Here is a 13,734-nt window from a genome sequence, read left to right on the forward strand (position 1 = left end):
CGCCGCCGACCCGGAGGGCTCAGGCCACATCGGGCAATTGGTGGAGATAGGTATCCAGGGTGATGGGATAATCGCGCACCCGCACGCCGGTGGCGTTGTAGACGGCGTTGGCCACCGCCGCGCCCACCCCGCAGATGCCCAGCTCGCCCACGCCCTTGGCCTTCATGGGCGAGGAGATGGGGTCGGTCTCGTCGAGGAAGATCACGTCCTGGTGCGGAATGTCCGCATGCACCGGCACCTCATAGCCGGCGAGGTCGTGATTGACGAAGAAGCCGTGGCGGGTGTCCACCGCCAGTTCCTCCATCAGCGCCGCGCCGGCGCCCATGGTCATGGCGCCGATCACCTGGCTGCGGGCGGATTTGGGATTGAGAATGCGCCCGGCGGCGCACACGGCCAGCATGCGGCGGATGCGGGTTTCGCCGGTGGCCGCATCCACCGCCACTGCCACGAAATGGGCGCCGAAGGTGGACTGCTGGTACTTTTTCGCCAGGTCGCCATATTCGATCGCGTCCTCGGCCACGATCTCGCCGCTGGCCGCCGCGCTGCCCAGCGGAACGGCGCGGTTGCCGGCGCGCACCTGCCCGTCGCTGAAGGCCGCATCCTGCGAGTTGAACCCCAGCCGGCGGGCAACTTCCTCCCGCAGCTTCACACAGGCGGCATAGACGCCGGCGGTGGCATTGTTGGCGCCGAACTGGCCGCCCGATCCGGCGGAGACCGGAAACTGCGAATCCCCCAGCCGCACGCTCACCTGGTCCATGGCGACGCCCATCATCTCGGCGGCGGTCTGGGCGATGATGGTGTAGCTGCCGGTGCCGATGTCGGTCATGTCGGTTTCCACCGTCACCCGGCCATCGCCATCCAGCCGGACGCGCGCCCCGGACTTCACCAACAGATTGTTGCGGAACGCGGCCGCCACGCCCATGCCCATCAGCCACTGTCCCTCCCGCTGCCGGCCCGGCTGCGGGTTGCGCCGGCTCCAGCCGAACCGCTCGGCGCCCAGGCGCAGGCACTCCACCAAAGCGCGGGCGGAGAACGGGCGTTCGGGATGCTCGGGGTCCACCTGGGTGTCGTTGCGGATGCGGAACGCGATCGGATCCATGCCGAGCTTTTCCGCCATCTCGTCCATGGCGATTTCCAAAGCCATCATGCCCGGCGCCTCGCCGGGGGCGCGCATGGAATTGCCCTCGGGCAGATCCAGCTCGGCGAGGCGCATGGCGGTCATGCGGTTGGCGCCGGCATAGAGCAGGCGGGTCTGGTTGACCGCCGTTTCCGGTCCGCCGTCCTTTTGATCGCCGGACCAGCTCTCATGGGCAATGGCGGTAATGGTGCCGTCCGCCTGCGCCCCGATGCGGATGCGCTGGATGGTGGCGGGGCGATGGGTGGTGTTGTTGGCGATCAGCGGCCGGTGCAGCGCCACCTTCACCGCCCGCCCCGCCGCCCGCGCCCCGAGCGCTGCCAGCACCACGTCGGCGCGCAAAAACAGTTTGCCGCCGAAGCCGCCGCCGATGAAGGGCGACATCACCCGCACCTTGTCTTTCGCGACGCCCAGGGTCTTGGCGAGGTCCGCATGGGTCCAGGCCACCATCTGGTTGGAGGTCCACACGGTGAGCTGGTCGCCATCCCAGCGCGCCAAAGTGGCGTGGGGCTCCATCATGGCGTGGGAGTGGTCGGGGGTGGTGTAGGTGGCATCCAGCGTGACCGGCGCGGCGGCAAAGGCGCCGGAAAAATCGCCAACGCGGGTCTCGGACGGGGAGGAGGCGTCCCCCTCCGGCACCGGGGCGGTCCCCTTGGCGGCGTGGAGATCGAAGCGGCCAGGGTCAGCCACATAATCGATGCGCACCAGCGCCGCGGCCGCGCGGGCCTGCTCGAAGCTCTCCGCCACCACCAAAGCGACCGCCTGATGATAATGGTCGATCTCCGGCCCGCCCAGCAGCTTGGCGGTGTTGTGCTTGCCCTTGGCGAGCGCCCCGGCGGTCTCCGCCGTCACGATGGCCAGCACTCCCGGCGCGCGCCGGGCGGCATCCAGATCCATGGCCCGGATGCGTCCCTTGGCAATGCTCGCACCCACCACATGGCCATAGGCGGGATCGGCCGCCACATCGTGGCGCTCATAGGCATAGGGGGCGGTGCCGGTGGTCTTGAGCGCGCCGTCAATACGGTCGAGCGGCTGGCCGACGCGCTTCAACTGGTCGATGGGATTGGCGGTGGCGGGGGTCTCGAACTTCATGGCTCAGCCCTTTGCCTGGTTCAGGACGGCGCCGAGCGTGCGCTCGACCAGCGTCACCTTGAATGCGTTCTCGCGGGTGGGACGGGCACCGTCCAGCAGGCGCGCGGTGACGGCGCGGGCGCCGCGCGGCAATTCGCCGTCCGCAGCTTCATCCCGCCAGGGCCTGGGGGCGATGCCGCCGACGCCGACCCGGCCGGTGCCGTCCGCGTTGACGATGGCGGCGACGGAGACCAGCGCGAAGGCATAGGACGCGCGATCGCGGACCTTGCGATAGATGTGGGTGCCGCCCACGGGCGGCGGCAGCACCACCGCGGTGATCAGTTCGCCCGGCTCCAGCGCCGTCTCCAGGTGCGGCGTGTCGCCGGGCAGGAGATGCAGCTCCGCCACGGGGATGCGCCGGCCGGTGCCGTCCGCTCGCACCGTCTCCACGGTGGCGTCGAGCACCCGCATGGCCACCGCCATGTCGCTGGGATGGGTGGCGATGCAGGCCACGCTGGTGCCGATGATGCCCAGCTGGCGCGTGACCCCGCCGATGGCGGCGCAGCCGCTGCCCGGCTGGCGTTTGTTGCAGGCCTGGTTGGTGTCGTAGAAATAGGGACAGCGGGTGCGCTGGAGCAGGTTTCCGGCGGTGGTCGCCTTGTTGCGCAACTGGCCGGAGGCGCCCGCCAGCAGGGCGCGGGAGAGCAAGCCATAGTCGCGCCGCACCCGCGCATCGGCGGCCAGATCCGTGTTGCTCACCAGCGCGCCGATGCGCAGGCCGCCGTCGCCGGTGGGCGCGATGGTGTCGAGGTCGAGGCCGTTGACGTCGATGAGATGGGCGGGCGTCTCGATCTGCAGCTTCATCAGGTCGAGCAGATTGGTGCCACCGGCGATGAATTTCGCGTCGGGCACGCGGGCGGCGCGGGCGGCAGCATCGGCGGGCGAGGCGGCGCGCTCATAGGTGAAGGGCTTCATGCCGGGCTCCCTGCCACTTCGGTGATGGCTGCGATGATGTTGGAATAGGCGCCGCAGCGGCAGATGTTGCCGCTCATGCGCTCGCGCAGCTCGTCCGCGGAGACGCTGGGCTGGGCGGTGAGGTCTGCGGAGACGTGGCTGGGTATGCCGGCCTTGATCTCGTCGAGCACCGCCACTGCTGAGCAGATCTGCCCCGGTGTGCAATAGCCGCACTGATAGCCGTCGTGGGCGACGAATGCGGCCTGCATCGGGTGCAGGGCATCCGGCTGGCCGAGACCCTCGATGGTGGTGACGCTGGCGCCCTCGTGCATGACGGCGAGGGTGAGGCAGGCATTGATGCGCACCCCGTCCACCATCACCGTGCAGGCGCCGCACTGGCCATGGTCGCAGCCCTTCTTGGTGCCGGTGAGATGCAGATGCTCGCGCAGCGCATCCAGCAGCGTGGTGCGGGTGTCCAGATCCAGCGTGTGGTCGGTGCCGTTCACGGTGACGTGCACGGGCATGGCCACGGGCTCGGGCGCCGCCGGTGTCGCTGCCGCGGGCCGGGCCGTCTCTGCCGCGTGGCTCTGGCGCACACCGGCGCTCCCCGCCACCGTGGCGGCGCCGGCGGCCAGAAGGTCGCGCCGCGACAGCCCAATTTCGGAAAACCTTTGCATCTCTTGGATCCGATCATTCTCAGCGGGGGCCGGTTCGAAAGTCGGCGCGCCGTGGGGGCCGAGCGTTGCTTCCGGCATGTCTTGAGCTGAATGCGCGTCGGCTGGATCGGTTCCCATGACGTTTCCGCGAGCACCGAGCGGGGCCGGCCGCCGTGCGGCTTTCGGATGGCGCGCGGGCCGGGCCGGGCTGGGCGGCGCCAAATCGCCGGCGCTGCGGCCCCGACGCCCGGATCGCCCCGGTCAAGACCGCAGCGTTCGCGTGGTTGCGCGCGCGCCGGGAACCCATGGAGGCGAGGTGATCGGACTTACCCGCGGGGCAACCGCAGGGCCGGCGTGGAGATATGCGCCATCTCTGCGCAGCTCGGATGCGCGGCGGCGCCGGCCAAGCTGCAGATCATCAGAGGGATATCCCAATACGATGGTTCCATCCAAGGCCGCGCCTTCGAATTCTGGCAAGGATCGCTGCGGGACGTGCCGGATGGGATCGGGGTCATGAACCCGTCAAGGGCGCCCGTCATACTTTCGAGGACTTACGCATGCGCACGCCGCTCGCTCTGCTGACACAGGCCTAGATCGGCCGTCCTTCGTGCCGGACCGCGTCGCAAGTGGGTGTTCCGGCTCTGGTGGCCGCCACTGGCGGCTCCGTGTCGCAAACCCGGGTTTCGCAGTCCCTGGTTCCGCAAGCCCGCGTTTCGCAAGTGTTCGTTTCGCAAGGTCTCGTTTCGCACGCGTTCGCAGACACTTCCACCACGACAACTTAGGGAAACTCCCCCATGCCGAGCATCACCACCCAGGACGGCGTCGAGATCTTCTTCAAGGATTGGGGTCCGAAGGATGCCCAGCCCATCATGTTCCACCACGGCTGGCCGCTGTCGTCCGACGATTGGGACGCGCAGATGCTGTTCTTCGTGCAGCATGGCTACCGGGTGGTGGCCCATGATCGCCGCGGCCACGGCCGCTCGGCGCAGGTGTCCGAAGGCCACGACCTCGACCATTACGCCGCCGACGCCTTCGCCGTGGTCGAGCATCTCGACTTGAAGAATGCCGTGCATATCGGCCATTCCACCGGCGGCGGCGAAGTCGCCCGCTATGTGGCCAAGCATGGCGAGCCGGCCGGCCGCGTCGCCAAGGCGGTGCTGGTGGCCGCCATCCCGCCGATCATGGTGAAGACCGACAGCAACCCCGAAGGGCTGCCGCTGGAAGTGTTCGACGGCTTCCGTTCCGCATTGGCGGCGAACCGCGCGCAGTTCTTCCTCGATGTCCCCGCCGGCCCGTTCTACGGCTTCAACCGCGAGGGCGCGAAGGTCTCCCAGGGTGCGATCCAGAATTGGTGGCGTCAGGGCATGACCGGCAGCGCCAAGGCCCACTATGACGGCATCAAGGCCTTCTCCGAGACCGACCAGACCGAGGACCTCAAGGCCATCAGCGTTCCCACTTTGGTGATGCATGGCGATGACGACCAGATCGTGCCGATCGCGGACTCCGCGCTGAAGTCGGTCAAGCTGCTCAAGAACGGCACGCTGAAGGTCTACGCAGGCTATCCCCACGGCATGCTCACCACCCATGCGGACGTGATCAACCCCGATCTGCTCGCCTTCGTGAAGGGCTGACGCCAACCCGCCGGTTCGATCATCCGCCCCCCTGATCGGACCGGCGCTCCAGCGCCCCGCGGCCCCGCCGCGGGGCGCACTCCATCCCCGACGTTTTCCGTCCGCGAGGCCTGTTCATGACCAAGGTAGACCCGACCGCAGCAACCGTCGTTCTCGTGCACGGGGCCTGGGCGGATGCATCCTCCTGGCGGCGGGTCATTCCCTTGCTTCACCGCGACGGGATCGCGGTGGTGGCGGTGCAGAACCCCACCACCTCGCTGGCCGCCGACGTCGCCGCCACCCGCCAGGCCATCGATGCGGTGGATGGTCCGGTGGTGCTGGTGGGCCATAGCTGGGGCGGCACGGTGATCACCGAGGCCGGCCACGATCCCAAGGTGAAGGCGCTGGTCTATGTGGCGGCCTTCGCGCCCGATGCCGGCCAGTCCACCGGCGATCAGGTCGGCGCCCATCCCGCGCCTCCGGGGCTGGGCGGCGTGGCGCCCTTCGGCGACGGCTATCTCAAGATGGGCGTTGACAGCTGGATCAACAATGTGGCGCAGGACCTGCCCGAGGAGGACGCCCGCGTGCTGGCGGTGACGCAGACGCCACTGGCGCTGACCACCTTCACCGACAAAGTCTCCACCCCCGCCTGGACCTCACGGCCGAACTGGTACGCCATCTCCACCCGTGACCGGGCGGTGAGCGTGGAGCTTCAGCGCGAGCTGGCGGCGCGCCTCAAGGCGCATACGGTGGAGCTGGACGCCAGCCACATGTCGCTGTTGTCCCGCCCCGAGGAGGTCGCCGCCCTCATCCGCGACGCGGTAGGGGCGGCTTCGGCGGGCTGAGGCCCGCCGCTCGTCCGCCGCCTCAGGCGGCGTCGATCAGGCCGCCGGCCTCGCTGATCAGCCGCATGTGATGCGCGGTATCGCCGAACAGCAATTCGATCATGGTCAAGCGGCGGAAATAGTGCGCGCCGATATATTCCATGGTCATGCCGATGCCGCCGTGCAACTGCACCGCCTGCTGCCCCACGAAGCGGGCGGCGCGGTTCACCTGCACCTTGGCGGCGGAGAGGGCCGGGCCGCGCTCGGCGGCGTCTTCCGCCTGCGCCATCATGGTGGCGTAAAGCTCCATGGAGCGGGCCTGTTCCAGCATCACCAGCATGTCCACCGCCTTGTGCTGAAGCGCCTGGAAGCTGCCGATGGTGGTGCCGAACTGCTTGCGGGTCTTCAGATACTCCACGGTGAGCGCCTGAAGCGCCTCCATCAACCCTACCGCTTCCGCCGCCACCGCGGCGATGCCCGCATCCACCACTTGCGCGATCACCGGCAGGCCGGCGTCCAGCGTGCCCAGCAGGGCGTCCGCCGGCAGAGCGACGTTGGCCAGGGTGACGTCCGAGGCGCGGCCGCCGTCCTGGGTCGGGTAGGTCTTCAGCGTCACGCCGGGGGCGTCGGCGGGCACCAGGAACAGGCTGATGCCGTCCCGGTCCCGGCGTTCGCCCGCGGTGCGGGCGCTGACCACCAGGATCTGCGCCGCATCCGCATTCAGCGCCACGGTCTTGATGCCATCCAGCACGAAGCCCTCAGGGGTCTGCCGGGCGGTGGTGGCGACATCCTCCAGATCATAGCGCGCCTGGCGCTCGGAATGGGCGAAGGCAAGGCGCAGGCTGCCCTCGGCCAGGGCCGGGATGATGCGCGCCTTCTGCTCCACGCTGGCGGCAAGGCGCACGGCGGTGCCGCCGAGCACGATGCTGGCCAGATAAGGCTCGGGGGCCAGGGCGCGGCCGAGGGCTTCCATGGCCACCATGGTTTCCACCGGGCCGCCGCCGAAGCCGCCGTCCTCTTCGCTGAACGGCAGGCCCAGCAGGCCCAGCTCCGCCAATTGGCCCCAATGGGCCTCGCTGAAGCCCAGAGGCTGGGCGCGGCTGGCATTGACCGGATCGAGGCTGCCATAGGTGTTGGCCGCCCAGCGGTCGACGCTGTCCTTGAGCAGGCTCTGTTCGGCGGAAAGATCGAAGTCCATGGGATCAGTTCCTCACAGGCCGAGGATCGCCTTGGCGATCACATTGTGCTGGATCTCGTTTGATCCGCCGTAGATCGAGACCTTGCGGATATTGAAATAGGTGGGCGCGGCGGCGTCCGCCCAGCTAAAGTCCAGATCCGGATCGTTGGGCAGAACATCGCCCTCGCGGGTGGCGAAGGCGTTGGGGCCGGCCAGTTCCAGCAGCAGTTCGGTGGTGGCCTGCTGCAGTTCGGAGCCCTTGATCTTCAGGATCGAGGAGGCGGGGTCGGGCTTGTTGGAATCCTGCTTGGCCTGGGCGGCGATCACCCGCATCTGGGTGATTTCCAGCGCCTTCAGCTCGATCTCCACCGCGGCGATGCGGGCGCGGAAGTCGAGATCATCCCACATGGTGCCGGCGCCGGCGGGGGTGGTCTTGGCGAGACGCTTGATGCGGGCGATGCGCTCCTTGGACATGCCGATGCGGGCAATGCCGGTGCGCTCATTGGCGAGCAGGAACTTGGCATAGTCCCAGCCCTTGTTCTCCTCGCCCACCAGATTTTCCACCGGCACCCGCACGGCGTCGAGGAACACCTCGTTCACCTCGTGGCGGCCATCGATGGTGATGATCGGCCGCACAGTGACGCCGGGGCTGTCCATGGGGATCAGCAGGAACGAGATGCCCGCCTGCTTCTTCGCCGCCGGATCGGTGCGGGCCAGGCAGAACATCCAGTTGGCGTATTGCCCCAGCGTGGTCCAGGCCTTCTGGCCGTCCACCACATAATGGTCGCCGTCCCGCACGGCGCGGGTCTTGAGCGAGGCCAGATCCGAGCCGGAGCCGGGCTCGGAGAAGCCCTGGCACCACCAGTCGTCCAGATTGGCGATGCGCGGCAGGAAACGCTGCTTTTGCGCCTCGTTGCCGAAGGCGGCGATCACCGGGCCGACCATGAAACAATTGAACTGCAACGGCAGCGGCACCGCCGCCTGCATCAATTCTTCCATGAAGATGTAGCGCTGGATGGCGGTCCAGGGCTGGCCCCCATGCTCCACCGGCCAATGGGGCACGGCCCAGCCCTTGGCATTGAGAATGCGCTGGGAGGTCACATAATCCTGGCGGGCCAGCGAGCGGCCCTCGGAGACCTTGGCGCGGATCTCGGCGGGAATCTCGCTGTGGAAGAAGGCCCGCACCTCCGCACGGAAGGCGGTCTCTTCGGGGGTGAAGCGCAGGTCCATCAGTGCGATCCCTGGTTGATCTCGAACAGGCCGGCGGCGCCCATGCCGCCGGCAATGCACATGGTGACCACCGCATAGCGCACGCCGCGCCGCTGGCCTTCCAGCAGCGCATGGCCCACAAGGCGCGCCCCGCTCATGCCGAACGGATGGCCGATGGAAATGGCGCCGCCATTGACGTTGACCAGTTCCGGATCGATGCCCAGCGTGTCGCGGCAATAGACCGACTGGGAGGCGAACGCCTCGTTCAATTCCCACAGGCCGATGTCGGCCACCGTGAGGCCCTGGCGGGCCAGCAGGCGCGGCACCGCATGGACCGGGCCGATGCCCATCTCGTCCGGCTCGCAGCCGGCGGCGGCAAAGCCGCGGAAGATGCCCAGCGGCGAGAGGCCGCGCCGGGCGGCTTCCGCCCCGGACATGAGCACGCAGGCGGACGCGCCATCGGACAATTGGCTGGCATTGCCGGCGGTGACGAAATGCTCCGGCCCGCGCACCGGCTTCAGCTTGGCGAGGCCCTCCAACGTGGTATCGGGGCGGTTGCCTTCATCCATGGACAGCGTCGCGGTCTCGGTGCGGGTCTCGCCGCTCACCTTGTCGGTGACGGCGCGGGTGACGGTGATGGGGACGATCTCCCCGTCGAACAGCCCGGCTTGCTGGGCGGCGGCGGTGCGGCGCTGGCTCTCCAGCGAGAAGATGTCCTGCGCCTCGCGGGTGATGCCGTAGCGCGCCGCCACGATGTCGGCGGTCTCGATCATCGGGGTGTAGATCTCCGGCTTATGCGCCAGCAGCCACTCATTGGCAGTCAGCTCGCGCTTCACCTGCGGCTGTACCAAAGAGATGCTTTCCACCCCGCCGGCCACGGCCACCGGCACGCCGTCCAGAATAATGCGGCGCGCGGCGCCGGCGATGGCTTCCAGGCCCGAGGCGCAGAAGCGGCTGACGGTGGCGCCGGAGGCGGTGACCGGAATGCCGGCCACCAGTCCCGCATGGCGGGCCACGTTGCCGCCGGTGGCGGCCTCGGGATAGCCGCAGCCGAGCACGATTTCTTCGACGTCCGCCGGGTCGATGCGGGCGCGCGCCACCGCATGGCGGATGGCGTGGGCGGCCATGTCGGCGCCACGGGTGATGTTGAGCACCCCGCGATGGGCCTTGCCCACCGGCGTGCGGGCGGTGGAGACGATGACGGCGTCGATCATGAGACTCTCACACGTTCGAGGGTGTGGCCGGGGCGGGCGCGGCGTCGGTGCCGGTCTGCTCCGCTTGTTCGGCGATGAGGACTTTCGCCAGCAATTTGCCGGCGGGGCTGCGGGGCAGGGCCTCGCGGAATTCCAGAGCGCGGGGCATTTCGTGCCGTCCCAGCCGTTCGGCCAGGAAGGCGGTGAGCGCCTCCAGGGTGAAGGGCTGGGCGCCGCGCTTGAGGGTGATGAAGGCCTTGGCCGATTGGCCGCGATAGGCGTCGGGAATGCCGATGACGATCACCTCGGCCACGTCCGGATGCTCGTAAATGGCGTTCTCGATGGCGGCGGGATAGACGTTGAAGCCGCCGGAGATGATCATGTTCTTCAGCCGGTCGACGATGTCGAACAGGCCCTGGTCATCCATGCGGCCCATGTCGCCGGTAAGGAAATAGCCGTCGCGGAAGGCCGCCTTGGTGGCCTCGGGATCGTCCAGATAGCCCTTGAACACGTTCGGTCCGCGAATGGCGATCTCGCCCACCTCGCCGGTGGCGACATCCTTGGTGGGATCGGTCAGCGACACCACCTTCATGTCCAGCCCGGCCAGGGGAATGCCGATGAGGCCGGGCCGGCGCTCCACCTTGTGCGGCACCCGCGAGCCGGCGGGGCCGGTCTCGGTCATGCCCCAGCCATTGTTCAGATGGGTGCCCAGCAGGCGCTCCAATTGCGCCTGCACCTCGAACGGCAAGGGCGCCCCGCCGCTGACGCAGGATTTCAGGGAGGAGAAATCCTCGCGCTCCACGCCGGGGCGGTTGAGCAGGGCCACCCACATGGTGGGCACGCCGGAAAAGGCGGTGGCGCGGCCCTGGGTGATGTCGGTGATGAGGGTTTCCACATCGAAGCGCTGGCGCAGCAGGATTTCATTGCCGTCGCGCAGATGGCGCAAGAGAATGGTGGTGAGCGCATAGATATGGAACAGCGGCAGCACCGCGATGACCCGCTCTTCGCCGGGCACCAGTACGACCCCATCGCTCCAGGCGCGATACATGCTCACCGCCGCGGTGAGATTGCCATGGCTCAGCATGGCCGCCTTGGGCACGCCGGTGGTGCCGCCGGTGAATTGCAGCACGGCGATGTCATAATGCTTCGGCAACGGCGCCTTGAGCGGGGCTTCGCTGAACAGGGTGTCGAGGCTGCACACGTCGGGGCGGGCGGGAATGTCCAGCGGGGTCGCCTCGCCGGCGCCCCAGCGGGCATCATCGCCCACCGCCACCTGCTGCACCGCGCCGGCATCCAGTTGCGCCAGCGCCTGGGGCAGGATGCCGGGCAGATTGGTGGTGATGAGCAGCCGCGCACCGGTGGAATGGAGCTTGTGGGTGATCTCGCGCGGAGCATCCAGCGCGCTGATATGCACCACGCGGGCGCCCAGCCGGGTGATGGCCAGGAACGCCAGCGGATGGAACGGCGTGTTGGGCAGCAGCAGGGCCACATTGTCGCCGGCGCGGATGCCGGCCCGCGCCAGCCCGCTGGCGAGGCGCTCCACGTCTTCGCCCAGCGTGCGATAGCTGATCTTGCGGCCGCGGAAATCCAGCGCCGGCGCATCGCCGCGCGCGGTGACCGCGCGGGCCAGCAGCTCCGGCAGGGTCTCGATTTCCAGCGGCATGTCCCAGGCGCAGGCGTCCGGGAACGACCGCTGCCAGATGGGGCGGTCGGCGGCGGTCATTGCGCCGCCGCCAAAGTGCCGAAGCTGCCGCCGCTTTCCGCCAATTGCAGCAGCAGGGGGGCGGGCTCCAGGGTGGCATCGCCGGTGGCGGCGGCGAAGGCGCGCAAGCCTTCCACCACGGTGGCGAGGCCCACACCATCGGCCCAGTGCATGGGGCCGCCGCGCCAGGCCGGCCAATTGTAGCCATTGAGCCAGATCACATCGATGTCGCTGGCGCGGGCGGCGATCTTCTCTTCGAGGATGCGCGCGCCCTCATTGACCATGGGATACATCAGCCGGGCGACGATCTCCTCCGCCGTGAAGCTGCGGCGGGTGATGCCGGCGCGGGCGGAGGTGTCGGCGATGAGGGCCTCCACCTCCGGGTCGCGGGTGCCGGTGCGGGCGCCTTCGGGATAGAGATAGAAGCCGCGGCCGGACTTCTGGCCGAAGCGCTCCTGCTCGCACAGCGCATCCGCAATGGGGGCCTTGCCGCCGGTGGCCTTGCGGGTGCGCCAGCCGATGTCGAGGCCGGCCAGATCCGCCATGGCGAACGGGCCCATGCGGAAGCCGAACCCTGTGACGGCGGCATCCACCTCATGGGGCAGTGCGCCATCCAGCAGCAGCCGCTCGCCGGCGGCGGAGCGGCGCGCCAGCATGCGGTTGCCGACGAAGCCGAAGCACACGCCCACCGTCACCGGCAATTTGCCGATGGTCCGGGCGAGATCGACGCTGGTGGCCACCACATCGGCGGAGGTGGCGGCGGGACGCACCACTTCCAGCAGCCGCATGACATTGGCGGGGCTGAAGAAATGCAGGCCGATCACATCCTGCGGCCGGGTGGTGGTGGCGGCGATGGCGGCCACATCCAGATAGGAGGTGTTGGTGGCCAGGATCGCGCCGGGCTTGGCCACCTGATCCAGGGTGCCGAAGATCTCCGCCTTCACCTTCATGTCCTCGAAGGCGGCTTCGACGATGATGTCGGCGGTGTCCGCATGCTCCAGGCCCACGGCGCCGGAAATGCGCGCCACCCGTTCCGCCGCGACCGCTTCAGACAGCGAGCCGCGCTTGACCGAGGAGGCATAGGTGGCTCTCACCCGGTCCAGGCCGCGCTCCAGGGCGGCCGGCTCGGTCTCGATGACGGTGACGGGAATGCCCGCATTGGCAAAGCACATGGCGATGCCGCCGCCCATGGTGCCGGCGCCGATGACGGCGGCGCTGGCGATGGGCCGGCGCGGAGTGGTCTTGGCGATGCCCGGCACCTTGGCGGCTTCGCGCTCGGCGAAGAAGGCATAGCGCAGAGCCTTGGAGCGCGGATCATCGATCAGCGCCTTGAACCGCGCCCGCTCCACGGCGATGGCCTCCGCGAACGGCAGATCGAAGGCGGCGCGCACCGCATCCACCAGGGCGGCCACGTTCGGCATGTCGGGTGACTTGCGCAGAGCGTCCTTGGCCTTGGTCTCGAATTCGGCCTGGGCGGCCTCGGTGAGCTTGGCGCCATAGGCGCTGGACTTGGACAGCGTGTCCGCCTCGGCCAGCTCCAGCGCCTTGGCGCAGGCGGCAGCGATCAGGTCACCGGAGGCGATGGCGTCGGCGATGCCGAGGCCAAGGGCGGTCTCGGCCGTGATGGGCTCGCCATCCAGCATCATGGCGAAGGCGGCGACGGGGCCGGCCAGGCGCGGCAGGCGCTGGGTGCCGCCGGCGCCGGGGATGAGGCCCAGCTTGATTTCCGGCAGGCCCAGCTTGGCGGCGGGGCTCAGGATGCGGGCATGGCTGGCCAGGGCCAGTTCCAGCCCGCCGCCCAGCGCCAGGCCGTTGACGGCGGCAACCACCGGCTTGGTGCTGTCCTCGATGGTGCGCAGCAGGTCGGGCAGAGCGGGGGGCTGGGGCGGCTTGCCGAATTCGCTGATGTCGGCGCCGGCCACGAACACGCGGCCCTCCGCCGCAATCACGATGGCCCGCACCGTGCTATCGGTCTGGGCCGCGGCCACCGCGGCGTCCAGCCCCGCCCGCACCGCCGCGCCGAGCGCGTTCACCGGCGGATTGGCGATGGTGAGGATGCGCACGCCATCCTGCGTTGCCTGCCGAACCTCAGCCATTCGCGCTCTCCCATATGTTCTGCATTGCAGAATGTTCGTCTGCATTTTTGTGTTTTTTGACCCGGAGAGGCCGTCGATGTCAAGGCGAAATGGCATTTGACGCCGCA

At 68.9% G+C, this 13,734-nt stretch carries 10 protein-coding genes; 2 read left to right on the forward strand and 8 right to left on the reverse strand.

Annotated features, from left to right (window positions below):
• Positions 1-19 precede the first annotated feature (19 nt).
• The 3 genes from paoC to paoA are packed head-to-tail and all read right to left on the reverse strand — an operon-like array spanning position 20 to position 3,837.
• On the reverse strand, positions 20-2,227 hold the full coding sequence (gene paoC / locus AAG816_RS11965; protein ID WP_341989854.1) for an aldehyde oxidoreductase molybdenum-binding subunit PaoC: 2,208 nt from the start codon (positions 2,225-2,227) through the stop codon (positions 20-22).
• Positions 2,228-2,230: 3 nt separating this feature from the next.
• The gene (locus tag AAG816_RS11970; RefSeq protein WP_341989855.1) at positions 2,231-3,181 is read right to left on the reverse strand and encodes a xanthine dehydrogenase family protein subunit M; all 951 of its coding nucleotides are present in this window, start codon (positions 3,179-3,181) and stop codon (positions 2,231-2,233) included.
• Complete coding sequence (paoA, locus tag AAG816_RS11975; RefSeq protein WP_341989856.1) at positions 3,178-3,837, reverse strand: aldehyde dehydrogenase iron-sulfur subunit PaoA; 660 nt, start codon at positions 3,835-3,837, stop codon at positions 3,178-3,180. The genes AAG816_RS11970 and paoA overlap by 4 nt, the downstream gene beginning before the upstream one ends.
• Before the next feature lie 773 nt (positions 3,838-4,610).
• On the opposite strand from paoA, the gene AAG816_RS11980 reads away from it, so the two are divergent.
• Entirely contained in the window at positions 4,611-5,447 is an 837-nt protein-coding gene (locus AAG816_RS11980; protein ID WP_341989857.1) for an alpha/beta hydrolase, read from the forward strand.
• 116 nt (positions 5,448-5,563) lie between these two features.
• Positions 5,564-6,271: an alpha/beta hydrolase gene (locus AAG816_RS11985; protein WP_341989858.1), complete on the forward strand. Its 708-nt coding sequence runs from the start codon at positions 5,564-5,566 to the stop codon at positions 6,269-6,271.
• A gap of 22 nt (positions 6,272-6,293) precedes the next feature.
• On the opposite strand, the gene AAG816_RS11990 is transcribed toward AAG816_RS11985, so the two are convergent.
• From AAG816_RS11990 to AAG816_RS12010, 5 genes are read right to left on the reverse strand one after another with little or no spacing between them, the layout of a single operon-like run.
• Positions 6,294-7,448, reverse strand: coding sequence for an acyl-CoA dehydrogenase family protein (locus AAG816_RS11990; RefSeq protein ID WP_341989859.1), 1,155 nt, complete (start codon positions 7,446-7,448; stop codon positions 6,294-6,296).
• A gap of 12 nt (positions 7,449-7,460) precedes the next feature.
• Positions 7,461-8,657: an acyl-CoA dehydrogenase family protein gene (locus AAG816_RS11995; RefSeq protein ID WP_341989860.1), complete on the reverse strand. Its 1,197-nt coding sequence runs from the start codon at positions 8,655-8,657 to the stop codon at positions 7,461-7,463.
• Entirely contained in the window at positions 8,657-9,850 is a 1,194-nt protein-coding gene (locus AAG816_RS12000; protein WP_341989861.1) for an acetyl-CoA C-acyltransferase, read from the reverse strand. The genes AAG816_RS11995 and AAG816_RS12000 overlap by 1 nt, the downstream gene beginning before the upstream one ends.
• 7 nt (positions 9,851-9,857) lie before the next feature.
• Positions 9,858-11,552, reverse strand: coding sequence for an AMP-binding protein (locus AAG816_RS12005; protein ID WP_341989862.1), 1,695 nt, complete (start codon positions 11,550-11,552; stop codon positions 9,858-9,860).
• The gene (locus AAG816_RS12010; protein ID WP_341989863.1) at positions 11,549-13,627 is read right to left on the reverse strand and encodes a 3-hydroxyacyl-CoA dehydrogenase NAD-binding domain-containing protein; all 2,079 of its coding nucleotides are present in this window, start codon (positions 13,625-13,627) and stop codon (positions 11,549-11,551) included. The genes AAG816_RS12005 and AAG816_RS12010 overlap by 4 nt, the downstream gene beginning before the upstream one ends.
• Positions 13,628-13,734 lie beyond the last annotated feature (107 nt).

The organism is Azorhizobium sp. AG788 (genome assembly GCF_943371865.1).
Classification (GTDB): domain Bacteria; phylum Pseudomonadota; class Alphaproteobacteria; order Rhizobiales; family Xanthobacteraceae; genus Azorhizobium.